Source organism: Marinomonas gallaica (genome assembly GCF_001639745.1).
Lineage (GTDB): Bacteria > Pseudomonadota > Gammaproteobacteria > Pseudomonadales > Marinomonadaceae > Marinomonas > Marinomonas gallaica.
Window position 1 is genome coordinate 133,420 of the sequence record NZ_LTAX01000007.1, and the last position, 26,509, is coordinate 159,928.

A 26,509-nucleotide genomic window follows, 5' to 3' on the forward strand; every position below is an offset into this window, starting at 1 on the left:
ACAAAATGGCAGATGAAATTAAATCAATAGGCTTTGTAACGCGTTTTTTTGGCGCGTTCGGCCAATTTTTTAAGTACATGGGTAATGGTCAATACGCAGCACGATGCTCAGCCGTAAGTGATGGTCATAAGTTTGCTTCAGAAGTTGAACCACAGGTGGTGAATAAAACAGTTGAAGTCATCAAAGAAGTAGAAGTGCAGGCGCCTAAACTTGATAGCGTAAATGAAGACGGTGCGTTGCAACTCCTACAGTTGTTGCAACAAGAAGCGCGTTTCATCGATTTTGTGAAAGAAAGTGTGGATGGCTACAGCGATGAAGACGTCGGTGCGGCTGCACGTCAAATTCATGCCGGTTGCGCAAAAGTGGTTAGTCAATATTTCACTGTCGATGTTGTTAATGGTTCGCCAGAAAACAGTCGCGTGGAAGTGGCTGCGGACTATGATCCAAAGTCGATCAAGCTAGAAGGACGAGTGCAAGGTGATGGCCCTTACGCAGGAACATTGATTCACCCGGGCTGGCAAGTCACTGCAACCAATTTACCCAAAGTTACCAATACCGAGAGCCTACACATTTTGGCGCCTGCGGAAGTGGAGGTTTAAGTGTCACAATATTTTATTGGTATCGATTTAGGAACAACACACTCTGCGATTTTCTATGCTGAACAGGGTGATGATGCAACGTTAAAGCAACTTAATATTCCTCAGCTTACGGCGGCTGGTCGTGTTGAAGAGTTGGCTCTGCTGCCATCTTTTGCCTATTTTCCACATGCAACAGAATTTTTAGAGAGTGATCGACAGTTACCATGGGGCAATGTCGATGTGGTGATCGGAGCACTAGCTCGTGAATTGGGTGCTAAGTCTCAGGGACGTATGGCGCAAAGTGCGAAAAGCTGGTTGTGCCACACGCGCGTGAACGCGGATGAACACGTTTTACCGGTGGATGCACTTGAAGAAGTTGACAAAGTCTCTCCAGCGCAAGTCACTCAATGGTATATAGAGCACCTTGTTAATGCTTGGAATTACGCATTCCCGAATGCGCCGATGGCAGATCAAGATGTGGTCATTACCGTGCCTGCATCGTTTGATCCTGCGGCTCGAACCATTACGGAAAATGCCGCTCAAAATGCAGGCTTGCGTGCGCGTTTAATCGAAGAACCTTTGGCCGCGTTTTATGCTTGGTTAGCGGATCAGCCAAAATGGACTGACTCGTTAAATGTTGATGATCACATTTTAGTTGTGGACGTAGGTGGGGGCACAACCGACTTATCTTTGATTCAAGCGGTCGACCAAGACGGCAGTTTAGGTCTTGAGCGTGTTGCCGTGGGGCGCCACATCCTGTTGGGTGGTGACAACATGGACATGACGCTAACTTACCGCCTAGCAGGGCAATTAGCGCAGCAAGGCACTCAATTGGAGCCATGGCAGATCTCTGGTTTGACGCAAGCCTGTCGCGAAGCCAAGGAGCGCTTGCTCGGTAATCAAGAGATTGCTGAAGCCTCCGTTGTTGTTCCGAGTCGTGGCCGCAGTTTGTTTAATAACAGTATCAAAGCGACCCTGACGCAAGCGGACGTACAGCAGCAATTGCTTGAGGGCTTTTTTCCTGCGGTCACTTTAGGTGAGCGCGCTCAACCTGGTCAGCGCTCAGGTTTTGCAGCGATTAACCTAGATTACGAAGCCGATCCTGCAATTACGCGTCATATTTCAGAATTTTTAGCAACGGTTGAAGTGGTTCCTAATAAGATACTGCTGAACGGTGGTGTGTTTAATGCTAAACCTATTCGCGATTTGCTGGAGCAGCGTTTACAGGAAATGTTAGGTGAGCATACTGAGCTGACTATGCTCACGCCTGCACACCTTGACTATGCTGTGGCCAAAGGTGCTGCTTTCTATGAGAAAGTGCAACAAGAAGGCGGCGTTAAAGTTAAAAGTGGTTTAGCGGCCAATTATTACATTGGCGTTGCTAGCCCAATGCCTGCTATTCCAGGCATGGCACCTCCTGTTGACGCATTATGTATCGCACCTTTTGGTCTTGAAGAAGGCTCTGATGAGCAAATGCTGCCTAATGAGTTCTCATTAGTCGTGGGTGAGTCGGTGATCTTTCGCTTTTTCCAATCGCAAAATGCAGAAGTCGATACATTAGGCAAAGTGACGCCTTCGTTCTCTGTGCCTGCGTTGCGTGAATTGAGTCCGTTATCGATTGCGTTGGATGCGGGTCATTACCAAGAAGGTGATATGGTGCGTGTCTGTTTATCTTCTCGTGTGACAGAGCTTGGGCTGTTATTACTGCAAGCTCATGATGTGAAATCAGATTTGGTATGGACCATCGAATTCCAAGTTAGGGAGTCTTAATGTCAAACGCTCGATATCGTATTGGTATTGATTTGGGAACCACGAACTGTGTGGTTTCCTACCTTGCGGCGGGCGAGACAGAGCCCAAACTTTTGGACATACCGCAATTTATGGCGGATGGTACAGTTCGTCCTTCTACGCGGCTTCCTAGCGCTATTTACTTACTCGCCAAAGACGAAGTAGGCAAGATCGAGCCTGTTTTGCCTTGGCGAGGGCAAGCCACGGACTTGATTGTGGGTCATGGCGCTTTAGAGCTTGGTCAACGACGCTCTGGACAGTTGATTCAGAGTGCTAAAAGTTGGTTGAGTCACCGGCAAGTGGATCGCCGTCAAGCGATTTTGCCATGGGGGACAGATTCTGCTCGTCAGATTAGTCCTTTGCAAGCAAGCACTTTGTTGCTGGAGCATATCCGTAAAGCGTGGAATCACGCTTTTCCGAAAAGTTTATTAGAGCATCAAGATGTTGCATTGACCTTGCCAGCGTCATTCGATGAGGACGCTCGTGCATTAACGTTAGAAGCTGCTAGAAATGCCAATTACGGTGATTTATATCTGTTAGAAGAGCCGCAAGCAGCGTGTTATCACTTTATTCGCAATCAGGACAACTTAGATGTCTTGGCGCGAGGAAAGATGCTGCTTGTCGTTGATATCGGTGGAGGAACGACGGATTTTAGTTTGGTACGTATCGGTCAAACGAGTCGTGGGAAAACCACGCTTAAGCGTGTTGCGGTAGGCAATCATTTGCTGTTAGGAGGGGATAACTTAGATCAAGCGTTGGCTTATCAACTCGATCCTCGTCAAATTTCAGCCTTGTCAGCGTCTCGTTTAGCGGCATTGGTGCAACAAACCCGTAAAGCCAAAGAGTCTCTGCTCAGCGAGGATGCGCCTGAATCGGTCACTTTAACGGTATTGGGTGGCGGTAGTCGACTGATTGGTGGTTCTCAGAAATTCATGGTTGAGCGCGCTCAGCTAGTGGAGCAAGTGGAATCAGGTTTCTTGCCGATGGAGGCCATCACTGCAGAGGTTCTAAAAAGTGACTATGCCGTACATACATTAGGTTTGCCCTATGAGAATGATGCCGCTTTTACACGACACTTAGCGGCTTTTTTGCGTGCCCATGAAAATGAGATTCGCAACGCGACAGGTTCTGCAATGCCTGATGTGGTGTTGTTTAATGGCGGTTTGTTTAACAGCCCGTTGTTAAAGCAGCGCGTATTGAGACAATTGAACAATTGGTCAGAGCAGCCGCTAGTGATATGCGATGCTTCTGAGCCGAATGATGCGGTCGCAAAAGGTGCGGCTCAGTATTTGCGAGCACTGGCTGGTGAATCAGAGCGCATTGAAAGTGGGGTGCCGCACAGTTTGTTGCTAAAGCTTGCGGATGGACAATTTTTAGGTTTGCTCCCAAAAGGCACATCGAAAGAAGAGTTGATAGAGCTTGATCAAACATTTAGCGTAAAGATGGGGGAACAGGTTCAGTTTCCGCTTTATCGCTGTGATGACCACCTAAGTTGTGACGTAGGTGAGCTAAAATCGGATGAAGCAGGTTTGCACTTTGTTTCTAATTTGGTGACTGAGCTGGACGGTTCGAGTGATTCGTTGTCAGTCGAAGTAAATCTTGCCGCGACCATGACTGAAGTCGGTGTGCTTGAGGTATCGTTGCGCTCAGCAAAGTTGAACGATCAATGGACGTTGCATTTTGGCGTTGCTAAGGCCGCACAAGAGCAATCTGAAAATGATCAAGAAGGTCAACTGCACCAGAGTATGGGGCAAGCGGAAGAGCATTTAGTGAAGTGTTTTTCTGCCGCTGGCCAAAAAGAGTATCCAGACTTGGTTAAAGCGCTTAAACAAGACCTTGATCGCTTGTTAGGTGACCGTGATGAGTGGAGCTTAGCGACATCTCGCCGCTTGGTGGATAAATTGTTGGCGGTTAAAGGTGGTCGTACAAAGTCGCCTCAGCATGAGCGCCAGTGGTTGCAACTTATCGGGTTTTGTTTGCGTCCAGGTTATGGCGCAATGGGGGACGAGGCACGTGTTGAACAGACATTTAATGCGACTAAACAAGGCCCTAAGCATGATCAAGCTCCTGTTTGGGGGCAGCACTGGACGCTTTATCGGCGTATTGCGGGCGGATTGTCTGTTGCAACCCAAGAGAGCCTTTATAAACAGTTTGCGCAATACTATTCGCCCTCAGGTCAGCGATCACGAGATAAGCAAAAAGCGTTAGCAACAAAATCAAGTGATGACATGATTCGGATGGTTGGCGCCCTAGAGAAATTACCGACCGAGCGTAAGCTTGAAAGTATTGATTGGCTGTCTAAGCGTCTTAAAAAGTCATCGGAGCCAGATACGGCTTGGTGGTCGGTAGGTCGTTTGGCTTCACGACGTCTGTTGATCCATGATGAGCAGAATCGACTTGATGAAAAAGTGGCAATCAAGCTTACCCAAGAAGCATTAAAAGAAGACTGGAAAAAGCGTAAGCAAGCTGGATTGGCGGCTGTGCTGATGGTTCAGCTGACGGCAGATGAAGCGTCCTCGCAAGAGCTGAGCGCTTTACGTAAAAAAGTGTCTGACAAACTTAGAAAGGATAAATGCCCAGCTCAATGGCTACAACGGCTAGAGGCGTCTTCCTCTGAGTTTAGTGATTTCGAGCTGTCTAAGTTGGTTGGCGAAACCCTACCTATTGGACTATCTTTAGGGTAGTCTGCTGTTCAGCAGAGCTTTTCACCTAGTGTGATGGTTAAAGGGGAAGCCTATGCTTCCCCTTTTTTGTTGTTTGTCGACGCAAAAAATATTGCGACCGTTAGATAGTGTTTTGAGTTCAATTAGGGAAGGGCTAGAGGTTGTTTAGCAACCACAATACCATTGCGATCACAGTAGATGTGGTCGCCATTGGAAATCGTAATACCCGCAAATGAAAGAGTTTTACCTACTTCCCCAAGGCCTTTTTTTTCAGTGGGCATTGGGTTGGCGCAAATGGCTTTAAGGCCTAACGGGACTTGGGACTGCGCAACCACATCGCGAATCGCTCCATGAATGACAATGCCTTCCCAGCCATTACTCGCCGCTTTCTCAGCGAGCATGTCTCCAAGCAAGGCGCGACGCTTACTTCCGCCGCCATCGACGACAAGAACTTTGCCCTTGCCTGATGTTTGCACAAGTTCACGGACACGGCTGTTATCTTCAAAACAATAAACGGTTACCGCTTCACCGTGGAAATGGTCGCGACCACCATAATCCTGAAAAATAGGCTCGGCAATTTGAATGTGGTTAGGGTAAAGGTCACATAGGTCTGGAAGAATGTCTTTCATTACGATTCCTAGAATAATTAAAACTGACTTCACTCTAGAGACATACGCGACGGGGCGCTATAGCACCCCGTTTATGTTCGTTATTTTAAGCGCAGTTTTACGAGTTGTCAGTTTCTAATGCGCTCAAATCAAGTAGATCATGGTTGGCGGCAATTTGCAGTAGGCTCATAATTTGTTCATCGGGGCTCAGTAATTGTAGCGGCGTATGTTCGCCTTGCTCTTCACGTGCTTGATGAATATTGACGTCACGTTCGCTAAACCATTGCTCAATTGAGTTAATTTCAAAGGAAGGTTCTAGTCCTTTTGTGTCATATAAGGTCTCGATTAAGATTTCAACGGTTTCAGCATCGACAGCATACATTGTGTCTGTATCGAGTTCGGTTGCCCATTCGGTCAAAATATCTTGAGCTTCGTAGCCGAATTCGTAGAGTTGTTGTTCATCTAAATTTTGTATATTAGGTTCAATGGCATGACTATGAAGCCATTCGTCATCGGGTGTAACCAATACTTCTTTCACTTGCCCATCGTGTGTCGACCAAGTAATTAGTATTGGAAAGTGCGGTTCGTCTGTTGAGTTAGCGACAGCGCTTATGAATATCGGTAAACTTGCCATAATGTAATTTAACAGCCTAGCGTTAAGGAAGAATGAATGACTAGCCGACTCAAAATCAGCAGTTTCTTTGATGGCGGTAATATTGATGTAATCGACGCCACGGAGCCGGACAATATTAGAGTAAATATCCCCAAAGATACACACTCTGATTTCTACCAGTGGTTCTATTTTCGCCTTCAAGGCGGCATGGGTGAGCAATGTGTCATTCGTTTTGAGAATGCCGCTGATGCTGCTTTTGCTGAAGGTTGGGAGGGGTATCAAGCGGTTGCATCTTATGATCGCGAGAACTGGTTTCGTGTGCCAACTGAGTACATTAATGGTGTGTTAGAAATTACTCATACGCCTGAGCAAGACAGTGTTTATTACGCCTACTTTGCGCCATATAGTTATGAGCGACATTTAGATATGGTGGCTTGGGCGGCAAGTTACGAAGACTGTATTACACATCATATTGGTGAAACGGCCGAAGGTCGTGATATCACTATGTTAGAGATAAGTAAGACACAGGGGTTAGCTAAGAACATCTGGATTATTGCCCGCCAGCATCCCGGTGAAACGATGGCTGAATGGTTTATTGAAGGTTTGTTAGAGCGTCTGTTTGATGAGTCACACCCGATGGCTCGTGCATTGTTGGATCAATGTCGTTTCTATGTCGTGCCAAATATGAATCCAGATGGTGCTGCGCATGGCAACCTGCGGGTAAACAGTAAAGGTGTCAATCTTAACCGAGAATGGAAACGTGCAACAGAAGACCGAAGCCCTGAAGTCTTAGCCGTACAAAAGAAGATGTCTGAAACGGGTGTTGATTTGTTTTTAGACATTCATGGTGATGAAACATTGCCGGTGAATTTTGTCGACGGTTGTGAAGGTGTGCCTAATTTTGATCAGCGTATGGCTGACATGGAAGCCATCTTTGACGATATTTTTACGGAAGTAAGTCCTGATTTCCAAAGTGAAATTGGCTACGAGAAAGTACGTTATGGAGAAGAGACCTTAACGGTTGCTTCAAAGTGGGTTGGCAATACCTATCGTTGTTTATCGCTAACATTGGAAATGCCATTCAAAGACAATCAAAATCTACCAGACGATGTGGTGGGGTGGTCACCAGAGCGCTCTAAAATTCTCGGTGCCGACGTCTTGTATCCGATTTATCATGTGATCAATAGTGAGCATATGAAAGGCGATTAAAATTCTGCTAAAAACTGAGTCGTACGAGCCATCTCCCGATGGCGATTTAGGCTGCTGAGTCCCCGATGCAATCGGGTCGTACGAGTCATGTTTAGGGGTGCTGTAATAAGGCGAGTGTGGAGGCGTTGCGGTATTGATCTTCGCGAAGCAGTTGTGCCATCTGTTCAAATGTTTCGCTGGTTGATTGTACTAATAGATCGTTTGTAACCCATTGAGGCAGGTTACCCGCGGGGTTACCCGAGCCTTGGTAGGTAACTCTGACAAAGCCACCCTCTAGCTGACGCACGTCCCAAGCACCTTCTACATTCTGTATCCGAATATAACCAACGCTCTTAGGTATATCTTGGCCAAGATCCGAGACGCTTACTGTGTAACCTTGTTGGTCATCATCAAGATGAATGTGAGTTTTAGTAACCATATCGCGATCTTTGACAGGCCAAGGCGCATCATAGTAGCTATGTACGATGGCATCGAGCCCTGATGAGCTTGTCTGTACCATGATCTTCTTGCAATTAGCCACCCAATCTGGCGCGCGTTCGGCATCTTGCATTAGAGCTAAGAATGCACCAAGTGATGTCTGAACATCTGCGCGAGCTAATATTTCGTATCGTTTGTCTTGAGATTCTTTGGAGTACACTTCAAAGGACGGGCCTTCAGTCTCTAGCGTCCAGTCATTGAGGGAATGCGCGAAGGAGCTTGTCGCCGTAAAAATAAAGGCCGTGGTGGTCAAGTGTGTTAATAGTTTCATCAGTATCGTCATCCGTGGTGTTGTGCATTCCTTATTGCGATGCAGAATCTAAACTAAATAATAGTGATTACCAATAGTTTGGTGCGAATCTTACAAATAGTTTGCAGAGTTCTAAGAACGGTTTATTCCGTTTAGAGGTTTAGGGTCGACATCAATCCGCTTGCTGCGAACGAACTCTGACGCTGGTACGAGATGCTATGTGTCATACGAGCCGTCTCCTGACAGCGATTTTGTGTGTGAAAATCTGGACTGAGTGTGTAAACAATGCATCATTGTTCAGTCTTTTGTGTCCAAAGGTTTGCTGATCATGCTCAAAGCTGCCTAAAGTATGTTGTCTTAGATAGGAAGTCTGCTTATGACTAATAAAGCTAAATACACATGGATTGCGGTGTTAGTAACGCTGGCAACCTTAATCATCGTTGTTCACCTTACGTTGCCTTATTGGGTGACAAGCTTTTTAAATAATCGTCTTGAACGTATCGGAGACTACAGTGGTCGTATTGATCATGTAAGTTTGTCTCTATTTCGCGGCGCTTATCAAATACACGATCTTGATGTGGTTAAGGTAGACGGCACAAAACAAGTGCCTTTCTTTCGAACAAAAGAGATAGACATAGGCTTAAGTTGGTCTGCTTTATTTAAAGGCGCAATTGTTGCCGATTTAGTGTTTCATGAACCAGAATTGAACTTTGTGGACAGTAAAAGCGATCAAAATGACCAGTCTGGTGTAGGAAATGATTGGCGCAAAACGGTAGCTGAACTTTCACCTATAACAATTAACCGTGTTGAAATAGAGAAGGGCACTGTTGCATTCCGAAATTTTGAATCAACCCCCCCTGTGAATGTTCAACTAAATAATATAGATGCTACTGTTACCAATCTTACTAATGTGGGTAATGGCTCGGGTCGTGTTGCTAGTTTAGATGTCAAAGCCAATGCATTAAATGATGCACTTATGACAATAAATGCCGAATTTGATCCTCTTGCAAAAGCCAACTTCGTAGCGGCGCTGCATTGTGAAGAAATCAGTCTGCCTATGTTGAACGATCTTGCTAAAGCGTACGCCGGCGTTGATTTCAACGGTGGAACAGGCGAGGTAGTGTCTGAGCTTGAGGCCAAAGATGGTCAGTTGACTGGCTATGTTAAGCCGTTGTTTAAAAATGTTGATATATTTGACTGGGAACAAGATGTCGTCGAACAGAGTGAAAACCCTTTCCGCATAGCTTGGGAGGGTATTACAGGTGGTTTAGCTGAGCTTTTTACGAACTCAGATTCTGACCGATTGGCGACTCAGTTAAACTTTTCGGGCAGTTTAAACGAGCCAGATATCAGTACTTGGCAAGCGATTGTAAATACGGTGAGCAATGCCTTTTTCGATGCTTACAATAATGGATTTGAGGGTTTGTTCAAAAAAGTAACGAATGAATCGCCTACAAGCGTTGATACATAATTCTAAAATGGCACAAAAAAGCCGAGCTAACTGCTCGGCTTTTTAATTTCTGAATAACTCGGTTTAACCGCGGCGTAAGAAAATAGGACGAGGATCAGCGACATCGCCTTGGTAAGCCACATTGAACGGTTTGTTCAGTGTTAGGGCGATATCGAGGTTAACGTCTTCGGCAAACTCGAAGCTGTTAAAGCCACAACGAATTAGATAACCTTGTTGGTCGGCCATAAAGCTACCCAGAGCGCGAATTTCACCTGTGTAGTTCAAACGTTCGCGTAGCAGGCGGGCGTAACTAAAGCCACGTCCATCCATGAAGCTTGGGAAGTTAATGCCGATCACTTCGAACTGGCTAAGGTCAACACCGGCAAGAGGTTCTACACCTTCACCTGCATCAATCCAGATACCGGCAACATTTCCAATGCTGTCTTGGTTATCTAACCATTTTTGCATTGGAACAATGGTGGTGTCGGATGCTGACGCATCAACGTCTTGTTGCCATACATAAGTATTATCGACGATCTCGCCGTTCTTAATTAGCTTTGGCATAAGCGGCCTCTTTGAATGGTTTGATACCGATACGGCGGAAGGTATCGATGAAGCGCTCTTCTTCGGTTCGGTTATCAACGTAAACATTAATAACTTTCTGAATTACGCCGCCAACTTCTTCTTGGGCAAAGGATGGGCCAAGAATCTTACCGATGGACGCATCATGACCTGAAGCACCACCAAGAGATACTTGGTAGAATTCTGCGCCTTTCTTATCAACGCCTAGAATACCGATATTGCCGACGTGGTGGTGACCACAAGCATTCATACAACCAGAGATGTTTAAGTCTACTTCGCCGATGTCGTATAAGTAGTCAAGGTTATCAAACGTTTCTTGGATTTGCTCAGCGATCGGAATGGATTTCGCGTTAGCAAGACCGCAGTAATCACCACCAGGACAACAGATCATGTCTGTTAGTAATCCTAGAGTAGGCGTGGCAAAACCATTTTCTTTGGCTGCTTCCCAAAGTTCCACCAACTGATCTTGGCGAACATCAGCTAATACAAGGTTTTGCTCGTGACTGACACGTAGCTCACCAAAGCTGTACTGGTCTGCAAGATTCGCGGCTTTTTCCATTTGATCAGCTGTCGCATCACCGGGTGCTTGACCGGGCTTTTTAAGCGATAGCGTAACAATACGGTATCCCGCTTTTTTGTGGTCAAAGGTATTACGCTCATACCAACGAGCAAAAGCGCTGCTGTCTGCTAATTTTTCAGTCAGTATAGAAGGCTGCTCTTCTAGTGTTTCGTAAGCTGGCTCAGTAAAAAAGCTCGCTAAGCGGTCAAACTCGCTCATAGGCACTGTGCTTTCTGTACCGCGCAAGTGCTCCCATTCCGCATCAACACGCTTACGGAACTCGTCAATACCCAGTGCTTTTACAAGGATCTTAATACGCGCTTTGTATTTGTTGTCACGACGACCTTGTTGGTTGTAAACACGAATGATCGCATCTAGGTAAGTCAACAAATCTGTGCGAGGAATAAAGTCACTAATGGTTTCCGCAATCATTGGTGTACGGCCTAAACCACCACCAACAAGGACTTTGAAACCTACTTCACCGGCATCGTTTTTCTTCAATTGAAGGCCGATATCATGTACTTGTACTGCCGCACGGTCCGCTGACTCAGTCGCACACACAGCAATCTTGAATTTACGTGGTAAGAATGCAAATTCAGGATGGAACGTAGACCATTGACGGATCAGTTCACAGTAGGGTCGAGGATCAGCTACTTCATCAGCAATAACGCCTGAGTACTGGTCTGTTGTCGTATTACGAATACAGTTGCCGCTCGTTTGCACGGCATGCATTTCAACTGTTGCAAGCTCTTCCAGAATGTCTGGCACATCCTCAAGCTTGGGCCAGTTTAATTGCAGATTTTGGCGCGTACTAAAGTGGCCGTAACCACGATCGTAGCGACGAGTGATGTCCGCAAGAAGTCGTAGCTGCTTGCTAGAGACCATGCCATAAGGAATGGCGATACGTAACATCGGCGCGTAGCGTTGGATGTATAAGCCATTTTGTAAGCGTAGAGGAAGAAATTCTTCTTCTTTAAGCTCATTATTCAGATAGCGGCGAGTTTGGTCGCGAAACTGCGCAACACGCTCTTCCACTAGCTGCTGGTCAATTGCGTCGTATTGATACATAAAAGACTGAACCGTTGTTGTATAAATTCTTAGGTATGCTAAATCTACCAAAATTCCGTTATTCCTAAAATGAATATTTCTCTATATCTTTAAAAATAAATGGACTAACAGCTGGATGCAGCTTATTCAATTAGGAAAAAATACCTTAGTTGTTTACTAGGTCTTCTGTTTTACCTTGAGAGTGCGGTAACATAGCCCCATAGACACATCACACGTTTCAATAAGGGTGAGCATGAACATTACAATTACTGACAGCGCACAAGAGTACTTATCAGGCCTACTTGATAAGCAAGGTATAGATGGCATGGCTGTGCGCATGTTTATTCAACAACCAGGAACACCGTATGCTGAGACTTGTCTTGCATACTGCCGACCAGATGAAGTAGTAGAAACGGATGAACTTGTAGATCTACCAAAACTTCGTGTTTACTTGGAGGTGAACTCTGTTCCTTTCCTAGACGAGGCCTTTGTAGATTACGCTACAGAAAAAATGGGCGGTCAGCTTACGATCAAAGCACCGAATGCTAAAATGCCTAAAGTAAGCCCAGACAGCCCGATTGAAGATCAAATCAATTACGTTCTTTATTCTGATATCAACCCAGGTCTTGCTGCACATGGCGGCGAAGTTAAGTTGGTAGAAGTGATTGACGGAGAAGTGGCAGTACTTCAATTTGGCGGTGGTTGCCAAGGTTGTAGTGCGGTAGACCTAACGCTGAAAGAAGGTGTTGAGAAAACGCTGATCGAAAAAGTGCCGGGTCTTAAAGCTGTGAAAGACGAAACCGATCATACGGTGACAGATAACGCATTCATGTAATGTAAGTTATTCGCTTTTAAGATACAAAAAAATGGAGCCTTTAGTTGGCTCCATTTTTATTTCTGTATTTTGTTTCTTGTTACGAACGAGAGCGCTTAGGCAACACGTCTTTTAAAGTCTCCGCCATTTCTAGCAGAGTTTTCTCTGTGGCTTCCCAGTCGATACACGCATCGGTAATGGATACGCCGTAATTCAAATCAGCTAAATTTGCAGGTACTTTTTGATTGCCCCAGCCGATGTTACTTTCAATCATTAGGCCCATGATCGAGTTGTTGCCGTTAACGATTTGACGCGTTGCATCCAACGCGACTTCTGGTTGGCGTTCAGGTTTCTTAGCTGAGTTTTCGTGCGAGCAATCAATCATGATGTTGTGTTTGAGACTTGCTTTGGTCAATTCAGCTTCGCTTTGCGCTACGTGTTCAGTGCTGTAGTTCGGTAAGCCATTGCCACCACGCAATACAAGGTGGCCGTATTCGTTGCCTTTTGTGTTTACAATGGTGACTTGGCCACCTTCATCAATGCCTAAGAAAGAGTGTGGGTGCGATACAGACTGCATGGCATTAACAGCAACGGTCATTGAGCCATCGGTGCCATTTTTGAAGCCGACCGGACCAGATAGACCGGATGCCATTTCACGGTGTGTTTGTGACTCCGTAGTACGAGCTCCAATTGCAGACCAGCTAATCAAGTCTTGGTAGTATTGCGGAGAAATAGGGTCCAACGCTTCGGTTGCGAGTGGCAAGCCCATTTCAGAAAGGTCTACCAGCAATTTACGAGCGATGCGCATACCTTTATTGATGTCAAATGTACCATCAAGGTTTGGATCGTTAATCAGGCCTTTCCAGCCAACCGTCGTGCGCGGCTTTTCAAAGTAAGTACGCATAACAATGTACAAAGAATCACTTACTTTTTCCGATAGTGCTTTAAGACGACGGGCGTAATCTAAAGCGGCATCTGGGTCATGGATGGAGCAAGGGCCAATCACAATCGCCAAGCGGTGGTCTTTACCATCCATAATGTTTTTAATGACATCACGTGAACTGGCAATCTGTTCACGAATGTCATTGTTTAGCGGTAGTTCTTTTTTTAGTTCTTGAGGGGTAACTAAAGAACTGAATGAGGCAATGTTTAAATCCTCAAGGCGCGAATCACTCATCTCTAAATTCCTAATATAACTTTTTGTGCAATACGATTGCTTGTTTTTTTATGTGACAAGTACAGTACCTTTTTTCTTTTTAAGAATGAAGCCTGTTTGGTAAGAAAAGTACGATAAATTCGCGTTGAAATGAAAAAGGCACTCAATTTGAGTGCCTTTTAGAAATTACCGTTCTATGGGTAGATTAAAAGAACAGGTATTTCACGCCAAAGCTAGCCAGCGCTGTTGCTAGTATGGGCTGCAAGACCTTATTGGGAACGAATGAAGCAGCCTTGGTACCAATGTAGATAGCGGGTATAGAGCCGATTAGCAGTCCTGCTAATAGATTATAGTCGACATTGCCAAGCAATACGTGCCCAAGGCCCGCTACTAAAGTTAACGGTACCGCGTGCGCCAAATCGGTTCCTACCACATTACGAGCTTGCATTGCAGGGAACAGCAGCATCATCATGGCGGTACCCAAAGCGCCTGCCCCGACAGACGTTAGCGTTACAAACACCCCAAGTACTAAGCCACATACGAAAATAGCAGCCGTACCGTCTTTCTCGGTCATATTAGGTTTAAAGAGCCCACTTAGGCGTTTTCGGAATATGATAACGGCCGCAGTAATGATTAGCATGACACCTAACGTGCTGGTTAAAAGGTGTTGATAATGTTCAGGATGCTCGAAGTTTGATAAGGCCCATACGGTTAGGAGTGAAGCAGGTAAACTGCCAGCCGCCATTGCACCCATAATGCGCCAATTCACATTGCCGCGTTTAGCATGCATGACAACTCCCGTGCATTTAGCGATACCGGCATACAATAAGTCTGTACCTATTGCTATGTGTGGAGGAAAGCCAAACATGAGTAGAAGAGGGGTCATCAATGATCCGCCACCAACACCTGTAATACCAACTGCTAAGCCAACGCCAACGCCAGCCAATATGTACCAAATGAAATCCATCGTTTTCTATCTTTGTCAGATTTAGTGTTGGCAACCATAGAGCTTTTTTACTATTCTATAAAGTAATATTTTTTTATGTTTTTAACTCTTTTTAGAATAAGGATAATCGGCGAATGAAGCTACAGCAGCTAAGGTACATTTGGGAAGTCGCTCGACATGACTTGAACGTCTCCGCTACAGCTCAAAGTCTTTTTACTTCTCAGCCTGGCGTGAGTAAGCAAATTCGCTTATTAGAAGATGAATTAGGCATTGAAGTGTTTGCTCGCAGTGGCAAGCATTTAACACATGTTACGCCCGCGGGTGAGCGCATTATAGCGTTGGCGGGTGAGATTCTTAACCAAACGCAAAATATAAAAAAAGTCGCGAAAGAATTTAGTGACGAGCGTAAAGGGTCTCTTGATATTGCGACCACGCATACTCAGGCTCGTTATGCTTTACCTAATATTATTCATGACTTTATTGATGGCTATCCTGATGTGACACTGCATATGCATCAAGGTACACCAATGCAAATTGCCGAAATGGCAAACGACGGTGTTGTGGACTTTGCAATCGCAACAGAAGCTCTAGAGATGTTTGGTAATCTTGTTATGCTGCCTTGCTATACTTGGAATAGATCCGTTGTAGTGCCAAAAGATCATCCTTTAGCAAGCGTTGAAAAGCTAACGCTTCAAGCTTTAGCTAAGCATCCTATTGTGACGTATGTCTTTGGTTTTACGGGGCGCTCGCAGCTTGATGATGCTTTCCAAACGGCGGAACTTGAACCCAATGTTGTTTTTACGGCGGCTGACTCTGATGTCATCAAGACCTATGTTCGCTTGGGATTGGGTGTCGGTATCGTGGCAACGATGGCGTACGATGAAGCGGCAGACAGTGATCTAGTGGCATTAGATGCGTCGCACTTGTTTGCGGACAGCACGACTAAAATCGGTATCCGAAATAACACTTTCATTCGTGGCTATATGTATAAGTTCATTCAGTCGTTTGCGCCACATTTAACTCAGGACCTTGTGATGCAGGCAATGGAGGCGCCAACGCGTCAAGATGTCGAAGTGCTTTTTGAGCATATTGAACTGCCGCGTTACTAAGACGTTGAGTGAATCAAAACACTTTTAAGAAAGATAGCCTAGTAAGAAAGAGAGCCTAGGCTCTCTTTTCAGTTATGGCGAACTTGCTAAACCGCTTGGTCTGTGGTGATGACTGTCGGTAGGATATTTGAATGCAAATACTCCATAATTCCAGTATCCACGCTTTTTTGTAAGTCTTTTACACCTTGGTTGCCAAACATACGGTTGTATTCGATCAGATAAGGGGTAGCGCCGACCATGGCAACGTCAAATCCACCATGATCGATTCCCAAAGTACTGGCAACATACTCTACAAGCTCTAGTGCTTCTTTTGGAATCAGTGCAACTTCGACTTTACCGCCTTGGCTAATATTATTGTAAAACCCTTGCTCGGCCTGTAACCGCCAATATCCAGCAACAACTTTATTGCCAACCCAGACGATACGTAAATCACGGTCAATGGGAAGATATTCCTGAGCATAAATAACCGAAGATTTTTCGGTGTATTCTCGCCATTGGGTAGAGTTGTCGATTAAAAACACGCCATTTCCCATGCTGCTTCGGGGGATTTTTGCCACAAATGGTGTTGGCATAATGTCCCATATACGATCGGCTTCGTAGGGGGTGTTCGAAACAATTTCTGTATATGGGTGATTCATGGGAATGATCGCCATAAATGTCCGTGTCATTTCTATTTTGTCATGACCTATCATGTAAGAAGACAAACTTGGGAAAATTTGTTTTTTAAGGCCATGAACAAGCGCATTTAATTGCCAATACTCTGGAAAGAGAATCCAGTCTGCTGCACGAATGGCATCAAGATGCGCATACATGTTTTCAGGCTTAATGTAGTGGACATTAGGAAGGTGTAATGACCTAAGTGCGTCAAAAGAAATAATTTTCAATTTAGCCAACCTGCGAGTTAAGAGGACGCGATAGTAAGACCAATTAGATAAATCTCAAAGTATTATTTTTGATTGTTTTGTCAGAAACGACTCAGGACATTGAAGTGCCATAATAAAACAGAAATGCGCTTACAAAACCGGTGTTAAGGCATACTTAAGAATAGTAATGTAGCGTAAGAGTATTAAATATTGAATACGTTAAGGCAGTCGTAGCATGAGAATATTAGTGGTTGAAGATGATACGTCATTGGGTGATGGGCTTTGTGTGGCTTTAAAAAGGGAAGGGTTTACAGCGGATTGGCTAACGGATGGCTTGCAAGCCATGCAGGCGATTGAGCAAGAAACCTTTGACTTGGTGATTCTTGACCTTGGTTTGCCGAGAATGGATGGTATGTCGATTTTAACCAAAATCCGCGAAAAAGCCATCGCCGTCCCTGTTTTGGTGTTAACGGCCCGTGATGGCATTGATGATCGAGTGGGTGGTCTCGATGCGGGCGCAGACGATTATGTCGTAAAGCCCTTTGATCTGGTCGAAATAATGGCGCGCATCCGTGCGATTGTACGGCGTTCAAAAGGCAGGGCTGTTTCCTTAATTACACATAATGACATTGAACTTTCGCCTGATAGCATGCAAGTGACGTATCAAGGAAAGGGCGTCACTCTGACGCGCAGAGAATATGTATTACTGTCTGAACTGCTTTCTCGGCCTGGTCATGTCTTTACCCGCGATGCGTTAGTGCAGTCCCTCTACGGTTGGGGCGAAGAAGTAGAAAGTAATGCTTTAGAAGTCCATATCCATCATTTACGTAAAAAATTCTATTCTGAGCTGATACGCACTATTCGTGGTGTCGGGTATGTAATAGAGAAGCCAGTTGGAGAGTAGGTTTGTTTCAGAATAAGTTACCTAACTCGATAAAAAAAAGAACCCTTGTATTGGTCATGTCGGTATTTGCTTTCACCAGTATTTTGTTGGGTATTGTGGGTGTGATTGCCGCTAATCATGAAGTTGAGGAGCTATTTGATGCCCGATTAGCACAGCAGGCGCGTTTATTGTTGCATCTTACTAATGATGACATTAACGCGGGAAAAGACGCCCCAACGTTCGTTTATCCAAGTGTCATCAGTGACTTTGAGCAGTATGACGTTTCAGAGGCAGGCCATAATTATGAAAGTAAGGTACATTTCAGCATATGGCGTAATGGAAAAGTGGTTGTTGCGTCAGACAGTCTCTCTATTAAGCCAGAAGTTGATGATGGAAATGGCTTTGGTTATGCCGATAATGGCGCATTTGAGTGGCGTACATTTGAATTGAAAACGAGCCTAAATGAGGGTGAAAACTCACGTATTGTGGTGGCTGAGCGATCTGATGTGCGTGATGAAATGGTGACAGAAATAGTACTTAATTCAGTGTTACCAGAATTGATTGGTTGGCCTTTGATCGCTGTTTTTGTATGGATGGCCGTTGGTGTCGGCTTAGAGCCTTTGAAGCAATTAACCAGTCGCATCAAATTAATTGAACCCTCACAATTGAAGCCAGTAAATCTAGAGAATGTGCCTCAAGAATTGGTGCCAGTTCAGCAAGCTATAAACAGTCTTTTGTTGTCTATTGAGCAATTAATTGGCCGGGAAAAACGCTGGATTGCAGACGCGGCGCATGAGCTTAGAACGCCTTTAGCGGTGCTACGGCTGCATGCTCAAAATGCGGAATCGGCGCTAACTACCGAAGAGCGTGAGCACGCCTTAAAGCAGCTACAGAGTGGTGTTGATAGAAGTACGCGGATCGTTGCACAGTTGCTTTCCTATGCACGCGTTGAAAGCCAAATAAAACAAAACACGCCTTTGTTGAGCATTGATGTAATGAAGGTGACGCGGCGCGTCGTTGCAGAGCTTTATCCAATGCTCTGGGAAAAACGCATTGCGATTGAGACGAATAGCAGCGAAGACCTTCTGTTGTATCCAATTGAAGAGTCACATCTTGAAATTATTCTTCAAAACTTAATATCAAATTCAGCGAAGTTTACACCTCAAAATGGATTGGTTTCTATTGACTGGTCGATGGATGATGCAGGTCTAAATTTAATCTTTAAAGATAATGGTTCAGGTATCAATGAATCTGACTTGTCTAGATTAACAGAGCGGTTTTATCGTGGTAGCGATGTATCAGGCGCAGGCCTTGGTTTGTCTATTGTATCTTCATTAACAAAGCATTATTCGTGCAACTTGACCTTTCTAAGAAACGAGCCTAGTGGGCTTATCGTGCAGCTTAAATTTCCTCTCTAATATTTTTTTATCGCCATTTAAACCTAATAGAGCATCTCCATTGATCGAAATAAATCATTAGAGCTCAAATGTATTTGATTGTTTTTCTGATATTCACTAAAGTAATTAGCGCTTTATGGTTTGAGCTCTAAATAAATTACGGAGGAATTATGAGTTTTAAAACGTTAAATATGGTGGCGCTGTCTATGGCTGCTGCGACTATTTCAAGTGTGGCATCAGCTGATACGCTGGCAGATATCAAAAAGTCAGGCGATATTACGATCGGTGTTGCGAATGAAGTGCCTTATGGTTACACGACGCCAAGTGGTGAGCCTGCGGGTGAATCACCGAGTATTGCCCTACATGTGCTTAATAAATTAGGTGTCGAGGATGTCAACGTAGTTGTCACTGAGTTTGGTGCGTTGATTCCAGGCCTAAAAGCGGGTCGGTTTGACGTCATTGCTGCAGGCATGTATATCACTCCCAAGCGTTGTAAGCAGGTATTGTTTTCTAATCCTACTTACAGTATCGGAGAGGGTTTTTTGGTTAAGAATGGTAACCCAAAAGATCTTCATGGCTATGCCGATGTTCAAGCGAATGATGTGAAAATGGGGGTTATGTCTGGTGCTGTAGAGTACGGTTATGCCAAAGATTTTGGTATTTCTATGAATAAAATTGTAACTCTACCGGATTACCCTTCCGGCGTTGCAGCACTCAAGGCTGGGCGTATAGACGCATTAGCTGGCACATCTTTGACAATGGCCACTTTAGCGCAGAAAGATGATCGAGTGAGCTTGGCGCAGCCATTCGACGAATTAATTATTGATGGCAAGTCAGTAAAAGGCTACGGCGCTTATGGGTTTCGTCAGGGTGACGAGAGCCTTCGCGATGCCTTTAATAAAGAGCTCGCTAGCTTTATAGCCACACCAGAGCATATTGATCTGGTAACAGAATATGGTTTTGGCCAACATACTTTGCCAGGAAATATGACCGCCGAGCAGTTGTGTCAGCCCTAAAGTAATCAGGAGATAGCATTTATGCCTTTTGGCGAAATTGTCTCGATCTTACTTGAGGGTACTTGGGTCACGCTTAAAATCGTGGCCTTTGCTCTTCCTCTGGCGGCTATTATGGCATTTACATTTGGTTTATTGCGAATGTATGCACCGAAGCCTATTAAGTATGTGTCTGTGGCGTATATTGAATTTTTTCGTGGTACCTCTGCGTTAATCCAGTTGTATTGGATATATTTTGTCTTGCCTTTCTTTGGGGTGTCTATCGATGCCATGACGGCGGGCGTTCTTGCAATAGGTCTTAATATTGGGGCTTACGGAACAGAAGTGGTTCGAGGGGCCATGCAGTCTGTTCCCAAAGGACAATATGAGGCGTCTGTCGCGCTGAACTTTACCTCCAGTCAACGATTGTGGCGTATTCTTATGCCACAAGCCTTGGTCAATATGATTCCTCCGTTTGGAAACCTCGCAATAGAACTAGTGAAAGCAACTTCTCTGGTGTCTCTGATTACGATTGCTGACTTAACGTATCGAGCAAAGTCTTTAGCAGATATGACACTTCAAGTGACGGAGATCTTCGCCGTTGTGTTGGTGCTGTATTTTGTTATAGCACAAGTGTTAGCGTTTTCTTTTAAAGGCATCGAGAAACGTTTGAGTCGTGGGCTTGGGCGTGGAGGGCTGGACTAATGATTAGCTTTGATTGGGAATGGGCATTTGTGTTGGAAATATTGCCCATGATCTTGAGTGCTGCCAAAGTGACTTTGTTGGCAACGTTGTTAGGGAGCATTCTGGCAATTCTTGTTGGATTAAGTTTTGCTCTACTGCGCCGAAGCAAGCTAGTGCTTTTAAGAGTGGTGACCTATTGGGTCGTCGAGTTCGTGCGCAGTACTCCGTTATTGGTCCAGATTTTCTTTTTGTATTACGTTTTACCGGAGTTCGGTATCAGTATGTCGCCATTGCTAACAGGGGTTTTGGCATTAGGGCTACATTATGGTGCTTACTTATCCGAAGTCTTTCGAAGTGGTATCGATGGTATTGAGAAAGGCCAATGGGAAGCAGCGAGAGCGTTGAATCTAACAACTTACGATACTTACAAGGATATTGTTTTACCTCAAGCAATCCGTCCGATGATACCTGCAACGGGCAATTACATCATTGCCATGTTTAAGGAAACGCCTCAACTTTCGGCGATTACATTGCTGGAAATGCTGCAAGTTGCCAAAATAATTGGCTCAGAAAATTTCCGATATTTAGAGCCATTTACTCTGGTGGGTATTTTATACCTTGTGTTCAGTTTAGTCGCTGCATATGGCATTCATTGTATTGAGCGACGCTTTCCAAAAGAAGGGTTCACGTTACGATGAAGCAACCACTCATTGAGTTTAAAAATGTCGAAAAACGTTTTGGCGATACAGTGATATTTAGGGATTTTAATTTCTCTGTCGAAGAAGGTGAGATTGTTTCGATAATAGGACCAAGTGGATCAGGTAAAAGTACCTTGCTGAGAATCTTGATGACGCTTGAGGGCATTGAAGGTGGTGTCGTCAGGGTGGCAGGCAAACCGCTGTGGCATAAAGAAACCGATAAGGGCTTGGTGCTCGCTGATGAGAAGCACTTGCATGAAATGCGGAATCATCTAGGGATGGTGTTTCAGCACTTCAATTTATTTCCACATATGACGGTTAAGCGTAATATCACCGAAGCGCCAATGCGCGTTCAGGGTAAAACAGAAATAGAAGCAAATAAGATAGCAGACGAATTGCTGGAGCTCGTTGGTTTATCGGATAAAGCGGATATGTATCCAAATTCTTTGTCTGGTGGACAAAAGCAACGTGTCGGCATTGCGCGGGCCTTAGCAATGCAGCCCGCTATATTGTTGTTAGATGAGATTACTTCAGCGCTTGATCCTGAGCTGGTTGAGGAGGTTCTTGATGTTATTCGTAATCTTGCGTTGAAACATAGTTTTACGATGCTTTTAGTGACACATGAAATGTACTTTGCACGTGAAATTAGTGATCGGGTATGTTTCTTTGATCAGGGCGCAATCGTAGAAGAGGGTGAGCCTGAAAGGCTGTTTATTCATCCTAATGAAGAGCGCACAAAAGCATTTCTAAAGGCCTATATGAGCCAATAACTATTGTTGTAATATCAACGAGCGTTTACGCTCTCTTAACACCGCCAAATGGCGGTGTTTTATTTTGTAACAAGGAACATTGGAATGCCGGAGTGGATATATATATTGCTGTTAACGTTATTGGCCGGCGCTGCGATTCCTCTGGGAGGGTTGTTGGCGACGGTAGATTCTATTCGCCCCAACTGGCTGGATGAAGAGCTACGGCACAGTATTACAGCATTTGGCGGCGGAGCACTTTTGTCCGCCATTGCACTGGTTTTGGTACCCGAGGGCATTGAATCGTTTTCTGTAATCACCAGTGCGTTACTGTTTTTAGTGGGTGGTTTGCTTTTTATGTGGGTGGATATTTGGCTGTATCGACATAATACTTCTGGCGGACAACTGGTGGCCATGGTATCTGACTTTATTCCTGAATCTATTGCATTAGGTGCTTCTTTGGCACTTGGTAAAGGGTCGTCATTGTTGCTCGCCAGTTTGATTGCAATGCAAAACCTCCCCGAAGGGTTTAATGCATTTAGAGAGTTAAGGGAATCCAGACATTACAGTAGCCGTAAAATACTGTGGCTTTTTACTATATTGGCGCTTATTGGCCCTGCTGCGGGTCTGGTAGCTTACTACTGGTTATCTAGTTATAGCTCTGTAATCTCGGGCATTATGCTGGTTGCTGCCGGCGGTATTTTGTATGCAGTGTTCCAGGATATTGCGCCTCAGGTTCGTTTAGATAAACACTGGGCGCCGCCGCTAGGTGCGGTTCTTGGTTTTGTGTTGGGCTTAGTTGGATACATGTTGCTTCACTAAAGCGATACAAAAATAAAAATGTATACAAAAATATATTCTGATATGCTTGCTTTTCTAAAAGGGAGTAAATCATGAGAAACGTATTTTCTGACATTAGCTTAAGTGCAGTCGTCGCGGGTTTTGTGGCGGTTTTAATAGGGTTCGCCAGTTCAGTAGCGATTGTGTTTCAGGCAGCCGATGCTGCGGGTGCGACAGATGCAATGAAAGTCTCATGGATTATGGCCCTAGGTATTGGTATGGGGGCTACCTGTTTCTTTTTATCTTTATGGTACAAAGCACCCGTTATTACAGCATGGTCTACACCTGGCGCAGCACTACTGGCTACGAGTTTAAACGGTGCAAGTTACGCGGAGTCTATCGCTGTGTTTATCTTTGCAGGTGCGCTTGCGTTGATATTAGGTGTGTCTGGTTTATTTGACCGATTGATGCGTTGGATTCCTTTACCGATTGCATGTGCAATGCTCGTAGGCGTTTTATTTAACTTTGGCATTGCCATCTTCACGTCCCTAGAAGCCAGTCCTGTTGTTGTATTGGTGATGTTGCTGGCCTATCTTATTAGTAAAGTTATCTTACCTCGCTATGCGGTAATCGTTGTTTTAATGGCGGGTGTCATAATGGTTTTGTTTCAGCCTCATACAAACTTTGCCGACATTCCTTTATCCATCGGCGCACTTGAGTGGGTGACACCTGAATGGAATACCTCTTTAATTTTAGGGGTAGGGGTACCTTTGTTTATTGTGACTTTAACATCTCAAAATATTCCAGGCGTTGCTGTAATGCGCGCTAGCAATTATGAAACACCGGTCTCAAATATCATCTCTTGGACAGGTGTAAGCACTGTTCTTTTGGCTCCGTTTGGCGGGTTTGCATTTAATTTAGCGGCCATTACCGCGGCAATTTGCAGCGGTAATGAGTGCCATAGGGATCCATCGAAGCGCTATATTGCAGGCTTATCTGCAGGTGTTTTTTATGCTATTGCTGGCTTTGCTGGTGCCACCGTGGTCGGGCTATTCTCGGTATTCCCTGCAAGCATGATCGCGGCTTTAGCAGGTATTGCTTTGTTAGGTACAATTGGGGCTAATTTAAAAGCAGCGTTTGACGATGAGAGATACCGAGAGCCGGCACTGATTACTTTCTTAACGACGGTGTCAGGTGTCTCTTTTTTTGGTGTTGCGTCAGCATTTTGGGGGATTTGTTTTGGTTTGTTGGTATTAATGATTCAAACAATCAAGAAAGCGTCGTAAAAAACATATGCTTGAATTATTGGATCAATTGAAAGCAGATATTATCAATGGGTGCCTAGAACGAGGTCGTCCATTGCGTCAACAAGAGCTATCAGAGCGTTATAACGTCAGTCGTATTCCGATTAGGGATGCGATATCAGTGCTTCGCAATCAAGGTTGGCTTGTCGCCCATGGTAAAGCGGGGGTGATGGTACCTGAATTAAACTGGATGGAAGCAGAAGATTTATATCAAATGCGGTCTCTGCTCGAATGCCAGCTACTAGAATATGCGTTCCCTAATATAACGTACGAGACATTAGGGAAAGCACGTGATATTAATCGAAGCTTAAATGGCAGCGATCTTTCATTGCTTGAGCGCGGTCGTTTAAATTGGAAGCTACACGCAACGTTATACGAAGTCGCGAATAGACCGACCATTTTCAATGTAGTGGCTATACTAAATGAACAGGTTGGGCGGTATATGGGGTTCCAATATGGGCCATTGCAATATCGCGAGATCAGTCAAAATGAACATGAAGAATTGTTGGATCTTTTAACGCAAGAGCAACCGGAACAAGCCATCAGGTTACTTCGTCAGCATATTGAAGTGGCGGGGCAGCAATTGGTTGAGTATTTAAAAGCAACCAGTTAAACGTATTATCAAGGATATAGTTTAGTGGACAGAGCTCTCTTTCAAAATAAAGCCGCTCAGAATTCCTCTATTTATAGTGGATTACAGGCATTGGTTGCTGATGAATTTGAGAATTCACGTGTTTCCATTCGTCAGATGCTTCAGGGCTTAGGCATTCAACATGTAGACCAAACCTCCAGCGGCAAAGGGGTTATCGAGTCGTGTCGTGCAAGACCGTATGACATCATCCTTTGTGACTTCCGATTAACAGGTAATAAAAACGGTCAGCAAGTACTCGAAGAATTACGTCAGTTAGAGCTTTTAAAGCCAACCAATATTTTTATCATTGTGTCGGCTGAAACCAGCCGAGATGTGGTCATGGGGATCATGGAGTCCCAACCAGACGAGTATCTTTCAAAGCCCTTTACTCAAGCGGTTTTAGCTCGACGACTAGAAAGGCAGTTTCAACAGTCGCAAGCGTTATCCAAAATGAAAGGCATGCTGTCTAAAAAACGATATGTTGAATTGATCCCCGAATGTACTAACCATATTAAGCAAGAAGGACGTTACTCTCCGTGGTGTAAGCGGACGCTGGTTGAGGCTTATTTAGAAACAGGCAAATTTACCGTATTAGAGCAACTTTGTCAGGCTGAGTTGAACGTTCGTGACTTAGATTGGGCACTGCTCGGTTTGGCGAAAATGGAAGCTAAAAAAGACAACCTCGAAGCCGCGATAGCGATGCTTGAAAAGCTTTTAAGATTGTTCCCACAAACAATCAGTGCTTACGATTTACTTGCTGAATGTCTTGAGAAATCAGGGCGGCTGGAAGAAGCGCAATCGGTTTTAGGGGATGCGATTAAGATATCGCCACGTATTCACAAGCGTCAAAAACATATGGCCACAGTGAGTATGGCAAATGGTGATGCCCAGACCGCTTTAAAAGCTAGCCAGCAAACCGTACGTTTGGGTATTAACTCGATACACGAAAACCCTGACGATTATATTCAGTTGGTCGACATTGTGACGGAGTCCGTAGATTCTGTTGAAAGCAGTGTAGACCGCAAGCGATTGTTGAGCGAGGCCAGCCAAGCACTTACGGTTATTGGCAAGCGCTTTGCCGATGACGATACGGTTAAATTTCGAAAAAGTTTGGCGGAAAGTCGATTTCTTGCTTCACAAGGTCAACAGCGTGAGGCTGAAAAAGCTTTGGCGTCTGCTAAGCAGATTGCCTCAGAACTTGTTGATGGTTTGCCGCAAGATCTTGTGGTCGAATATGGAAAGACGCTTTATGGTGCAGGCGAACATGAGCAAGCTGAAATCATGTTGGCTTCTTTAGTGAATGACCATACGATTAGTGATCATTTGAAGCAACAAGCTGCTGACTTCCTAGATGAGCCAGTGAGCTCTTCAGCCAAAGCGCAAGCGAAAGAATTGAATAAAGAAGGTTTAAGTAGTTATTCTAAAAAAGATTATGTGATTGCCATTAAACAATTTAAAACCGCATTGGAGCATTCTCCGCGTCATCCCGGTTTGAACCTTAATCTTGTACAGACCTGCTTAAAGCTTATGGAAGAAAACGGGAAAAATCCGCACATGGTGTCAGAGTGCACCGAAGCTGTGCAGCGCCTTAGGCATGTGACACCGGCTCATAAACAGTACAAACGGTTGACGGCTTTAAGAGAGTACCTCGCTAAACATTATAATGTTGCGTTTTAGGAGAT

Annotated in this window: 25 protein-coding genes; 17 read left to right on the forward strand and 8 right to left on the reverse strand. The window is 44.7% G+C overall.

Features of this window, described 5'->3' with window-relative positions; all coding sequences use genetic code 11:
• Positions 1-5: 5 nt before the first annotated feature.
• The 3 genes from AYW76_RS08955 to AYW76_RS08965 are packed head-to-tail and all read left to right on the forward strand — an operon-like array spanning position 6 to position 5,050.
• The gene (locus tag AYW76_RS08955; protein ID WP_067218719.1) at positions 6-599 is read left to right on the forward strand and encodes a DUF2760 domain-containing protein; all 594 of its coding nucleotides are present in this window, start codon (positions 6-8) and stop codon (positions 597-599) included.
• Entirely contained in the window at positions 600-2,348 is a 1,749-nt protein-coding gene (locus AYW76_RS08960; protein WP_067218723.1) for an Hsp70 family protein, read from the forward strand.
• Positions 2,348-5,050 carry a hsp70 family protein gene (locus AYW76_RS08965; RefSeq protein ID WP_067218726.1) on the forward strand — a complete coding sequence of 901 codons (2,703 nt, stop codon included), beginning with the start codon at positions 2,348-2,350 and terminating at the stop codon, positions 5,048-5,050. The genes AYW76_RS08960 and AYW76_RS08965 overlap by 1 nt, the downstream gene beginning before the upstream one ends.
• A 122-nt stretch (positions 5,051-5,172) precedes the next feature.
• Here the strand turns inward: AYW76_RS08965 and AYW76_RS08970 are convergent, their stop codons facing one another.
• Together AYW76_RS08970 and AYW76_RS08975 are read right to left on the reverse strand one after the other, a co-directional pair.
• Positions 5,173-5,658, reverse strand: coding sequence for a putative 4-hydroxy-4-methyl-2-oxoglutarate aldolase (locus AYW76_RS08970; RefSeq protein WP_067218729.1), 486 nt, complete (start codon positions 5,656-5,658; stop codon positions 5,173-5,175).
• 97 nt (positions 5,659-5,755) lie between these two features.
• Positions 5,756-6,271 (reverse strand): hypothetical protein, encoded by a 516-nt coding sequence (locus AYW76_RS08975; RefSeq protein WP_067218732.1) that lies wholly within the window; start codon positions 6,269-6,271, stop codon positions 5,756-5,758.
• Positions 6,272-6,307: 36 nt separating this feature from the next.
• Between AYW76_RS08975 and AYW76_RS08980 the strand changes: the two genes are divergently transcribed.
• On the forward strand, positions 6,308-7,459 hold the full coding sequence (locus AYW76_RS08980; protein WP_067218735.1) for a M14 family metallopeptidase: 1,152 nt from the start codon (positions 6,308-6,310) through the stop codon (positions 7,457-7,459).
• Positions 7,460-7,550: 91 nt separating this feature from the next.
• Here the strand turns inward: AYW76_RS08980 and AYW76_RS08985 are convergent, their stop codons facing one another.
• The gene (locus AYW76_RS08985) at positions 7,551-8,207 is read right to left on the reverse strand and encodes an START domain-containing protein (protein WP_067218738.1); all 657 of its coding nucleotides are present in this window, start codon (positions 8,205-8,207) and stop codon (positions 7,551-7,553) included.
• 355 nt (positions 8,208-8,562) lie between these two features.
• On the opposite strand from AYW76_RS08985, the gene AYW76_RS08990 reads away from it, so the two are divergent.
• Positions 8,563-9,657: a DUF748 domain-containing protein gene (locus AYW76_RS08990; RefSeq protein WP_067218741.1), complete on the forward strand. Its 1,095-nt coding sequence runs from the start codon at positions 8,563-8,565 to the stop codon at positions 9,655-9,657.
• A 63-nt stretch (positions 9,658-9,720) separates the two neighbouring features.
• Here the strand turns inward: AYW76_RS08990 and AYW76_RS08995 are convergent, their stop codons facing one another.
• Positions 9,721-10,200, reverse strand: a complete 480-nt coding sequence (locus tag AYW76_RS08995; protein ID WP_067218745.1) for a DUF934 domain-containing protein — start codon at positions 10,198-10,200, stop codon at positions 9,721-9,723.
• Complete coding sequence (locus AYW76_RS09000; RefSeq protein WP_067218747.1) at positions 10,184-11,845, reverse strand: nitrite/sulfite reductase; 1,662 nt, start codon at positions 11,843-11,845, stop codon at positions 10,184-10,186. The genes AYW76_RS08995 and AYW76_RS09000 overlap by 17 nt, the downstream gene beginning before the upstream one ends.
• Positions 11,846-12,077: 232 nt before the next feature.
• On the opposite strand from AYW76_RS09000, the gene nfuA reads away from it, so the two are divergent.
• The gene (nfuA, locus tag AYW76_RS09005; protein WP_067038254.1) at positions 12,078-12,659 is read left to right on the forward strand and encodes a Fe-S biogenesis protein NfuA; all 582 of its coding nucleotides are present in this window, start codon (positions 12,078-12,080) and stop codon (positions 12,657-12,659) included.
• A 79-nt stretch (positions 12,660-12,738) separates the two neighbouring features.
• Here the strand turns inward: nfuA and AYW76_RS09010 are convergent, their stop codons facing one another.
• Both AYW76_RS09010 and AYW76_RS09015 read right to left on the reverse strand, forming a co-directional pair.
• Complete coding sequence (locus AYW76_RS09010; RefSeq protein ID WP_067218750.1) at positions 12,739-13,815, reverse strand: 3-deoxy-7-phosphoheptulonate synthase; 1,077 nt, start codon at positions 13,813-13,815, stop codon at positions 12,739-12,741.
• 184 nt (positions 13,816-13,999) lie between these two features.
• A complete protein-coding gene (locus AYW76_RS09015; protein ID WP_067038252.1) occupies positions 14,000-14,761 on the reverse strand; it encodes a sulfite exporter TauE/SafE family protein in 762 nt (253 codons plus the stop codon).
• A gap of 113 nt (positions 14,762-14,874) precedes the next feature.
• Here AYW76_RS09015 and cysB point away from each other — a divergent pair, with 113 nt between their 5' ends.
• Positions 14,875-15,849, forward strand: a complete 975-nt coding sequence (gene cysB, locus AYW76_RS09020; RefSeq protein WP_067038251.1) for an HTH-type transcriptional regulator CysB — start codon at positions 14,875-14,877, stop codon at positions 15,847-15,849.
• 86 nt (positions 15,850-15,935) lie between these two features.
• On the opposite strand, the gene AYW76_RS09025 is transcribed toward cysB, so the two are convergent.
• Positions 15,936-16,733 (reverse strand): ATP-grasp domain-containing protein, encoded by a 798-nt coding sequence (locus AYW76_RS09025; protein ID WP_067038250.1) that lies wholly within the window; start codon positions 16,731-16,733, stop codon positions 15,936-15,938.
• Between the two features lie 214 nt (positions 16,734-16,947).
• On the opposite strand from AYW76_RS09025, the gene AYW76_RS09030 reads away from it, so the two are divergent.
• The 10 genes from AYW76_RS09030 to AYW76_RS09075 all read left to right on the forward strand — a co-directional run bounded on the left by AYW76_RS09030 (position 16,948) and on the right by AYW76_RS09075 (position 26,504).
• The gene (locus tag AYW76_RS09030; RefSeq protein WP_067218753.1) at positions 16,948-17,616 is read left to right on the forward strand and encodes a response regulator; all 669 of its coding nucleotides are present in this window, start codon (positions 16,948-16,950) and stop codon (positions 17,614-17,616) included.
• Positions 17,617-17,618: 2 nt separating this feature from the next.
• Positions 17,619-19,013, forward strand: coding sequence for an ATP-binding protein (locus AYW76_RS09035; RefSeq protein WP_067218755.1), 1,395 nt, complete (start codon positions 17,619-17,621; stop codon positions 19,011-19,013).
• A gap of 149 nt (positions 19,014-19,162) precedes the next feature.
• On the forward strand, positions 19,163-20,008 hold the full coding sequence (gene ehuB, locus AYW76_RS09040; protein WP_231872581.1) for an ectoine/hydroxyectoine ABC transporter substrate-binding protein EhuB: 846 nt from the start codon (positions 19,163-19,165) through the stop codon (positions 20,006-20,008).
• A 21-nt stretch (positions 20,009-20,029) separates the two neighbouring features.
• Positions 20,030-20,689 (forward strand): ectoine/hydroxyectoine ABC transporter permease subunit EhuC, encoded by a 660-nt coding sequence (gene ehuC / locus AYW76_RS09045; protein ID WP_067218758.1) that lies wholly within the window; start codon positions 20,030-20,032, stop codon positions 20,687-20,689.
• The gene (gene ehuD, locus AYW76_RS09050) at positions 20,689-21,366 is read left to right on the forward strand and encodes an ectoine/hydroxyectoine ABC transporter permease subunit EhuD (protein WP_082866172.1); all 678 of its coding nucleotides are present in this window, start codon (positions 20,689-20,691) and stop codon (positions 21,364-21,366) included. Before ehuC ends, ehuD begins: the two co-directional genes overlap by 1 nt.
• Positions 21,363-22,136, forward strand: coding sequence for an ectoine/hydroxyectoine ABC transporter ATP-binding protein EhuA (ehuA, locus tag AYW76_RS09055; RefSeq protein WP_067218761.1), 774 nt, complete (start codon positions 21,363-21,365; stop codon positions 22,134-22,136). Before ehuD ends, ehuA begins: the two co-directional genes overlap by 4 nt.
• A gap of 84 nt (positions 22,137-22,220) precedes the next feature.
• Positions 22,221-22,934 (forward strand): ZIP family metal transporter, encoded by a 714-nt coding sequence (locus tag AYW76_RS09060; protein ID WP_067218763.1) that lies wholly within the window; start codon positions 22,221-22,223, stop codon positions 22,932-22,934.
• Between the two features lie 71 nt (positions 22,935-23,005).
• Positions 23,006-24,178, forward strand: a complete 1,173-nt coding sequence (locus AYW76_RS09065) for a benzoate/H(+) symporter BenE family transporter (RefSeq protein WP_067218766.1) — start codon at positions 23,006-23,008, stop codon at positions 24,176-24,178.
• 7 nt (positions 24,179-24,185) lie between these two features.
• Positions 24,186-24,809 (forward strand): GntR family transcriptional regulator, encoded by a 624-nt coding sequence (locus tag AYW76_RS09070; RefSeq protein ID WP_067218769.1) that lies wholly within the window; start codon positions 24,186-24,188, stop codon positions 24,807-24,809.
• Positions 24,810-24,833: 24 nt separating this feature from the next.
• Positions 24,834-26,504: a tetratricopeptide repeat protein gene (locus tag AYW76_RS09075; protein ID WP_067218773.1), complete on the forward strand. Its 1,671-nt coding sequence runs from the start codon at positions 24,834-24,836 to the stop codon at positions 26,502-26,504.
• The last annotated feature ends 5 nt before the right edge of the window (positions 26,505-26,509 follow it).

Excerpts from the sequence above, each read along its gene's own strand:
- AYW76_RS08955 (WP_067218719.1), top strand. The coding sequence starts at position 6 with ATGGCAGATGAAATTAAATCAATAGGCTTTGTAACGCGTTTTTTTGGC.
- AYW76_RS08965 (WP_067218726.1), top strand. The coding sequence starts at position 2,348 with ATGTCAAACGCTCGATATCGTATTGGTATTGATTTGGGAACCACGAAC.
- AYW76_RS08970 (WP_067218729.1), bottom strand. The coding sequence starts at position 5,658 with ATGAAAGACATTCTTCCAGACCTATGTGACCTTTACCCTAACCACATT.
- AYW76_RS08975 (WP_067218732.1), bottom strand. The coding sequence starts at position 6,271 with ATGGCAAGTTTACCGATATTCATAAGCGCTGTCGCTAACTCAACAGAC.
- AYW76_RS08980 (WP_067218735.1), top strand. The coding sequence starts at position 6,308 with ATGACTAGCCGACTCAAAATCAGCAGTTTCTTTGATGGCGGTAATATT.
- AYW76_RS08985 (WP_067218738.1), bottom strand. The coding sequence starts at position 8,207 with ATGAAACTATTAACACACTTGACCACCACGGCCTTTATTTTTACGGCG.
- AYW76_RS08990 (WP_067218741.1), top strand. The coding sequence starts at position 8,563 with ATGACTAATAAAGCTAAATACACATGGATTGCGGTGTTAGTAACGCTG.
- AYW76_RS08995 (WP_067218745.1), bottom strand. The coding sequence starts at position 10,200 with ATGCCAAAGCTAATTAAGAACGGCGAGATCGTCGATAATACTTATGTA.
- AYW76_RS09000 (WP_067218747.1), bottom strand. The coding sequence starts at position 11,845 with ATGTATCAATACGACGCAATTGACCAGCAGCTAGTGGAAGAGCGTGTT.
- nfuA (WP_067038254.1), top strand. The coding sequence starts at position 12,078 with ATGAACATTACAATTACTGACAGCGCACAAGAGTACTTATCAGGCCTA.
- AYW76_RS09010 (WP_067218750.1), bottom strand. The coding sequence starts at position 13,815 with ATGAGTGATTCGCGCCTTGAGGATTTAAACATTGCCTCATTCAGTTCT.
- AYW76_RS09015 (WP_067038252.1), bottom strand. The coding sequence starts at position 14,761 with ATGGATTTCATTTGGTACATATTGGCTGGCGTTGGCGTTGGCTTAGCA.
- cysB (WP_067038251.1), top strand. The coding sequence starts at position 14,875 with ATGAAGCTACAGCAGCTAAGGTACATTTGGGAAGTCGCTCGACATGAC.
- AYW76_RS09030 (WP_067218753.1), top strand. The coding sequence starts at position 16,948 with ATGAGAATATTAGTGGTTGAAGATGATACGTCATTGGGTGATGGGCTT.
- ehuB (WP_231872581.1), top strand. The coding sequence starts at position 19,163 with ATGAGTTTTAAAACGTTAAATATGGTGGCGCTGTCTATGGCTGCTGCG.
- ehuC (WP_067218758.1), top strand. The coding sequence starts at position 20,030 with ATGCCTTTTGGCGAAATTGTCTCGATCTTACTTGAGGGTACTTGGGTC.
- ehuD (WP_082866172.1), top strand. The coding sequence starts at position 20,689 with ATGATTAGCTTTGATTGGGAATGGGCATTTGTGTTGGAAATATTGCCC.
- ehuA (WP_067218761.1), top strand. The coding sequence starts at position 21,363 with ATGAAGCAACCACTCATTGAGTTTAAAAATGTCGAAAAACGTTTTGGC.
- AYW76_RS09060 (WP_067218763.1), top strand. The coding sequence starts at position 22,221 with ATGCCGGAGTGGATATATATATTGCTGTTAACGTTATTGGCCGGCGCT.
- AYW76_RS09065 (WP_067218766.1), top strand. The coding sequence starts at position 23,006 with ATGAGAAACGTATTTTCTGACATTAGCTTAAGTGCAGTCGTCGCGGGT.
- AYW76_RS09070 (WP_067218769.1), top strand. The coding sequence starts at position 24,186 with ATGCTTGAATTATTGGATCAATTGAAAGCAGATATTATCAATGGGTGC.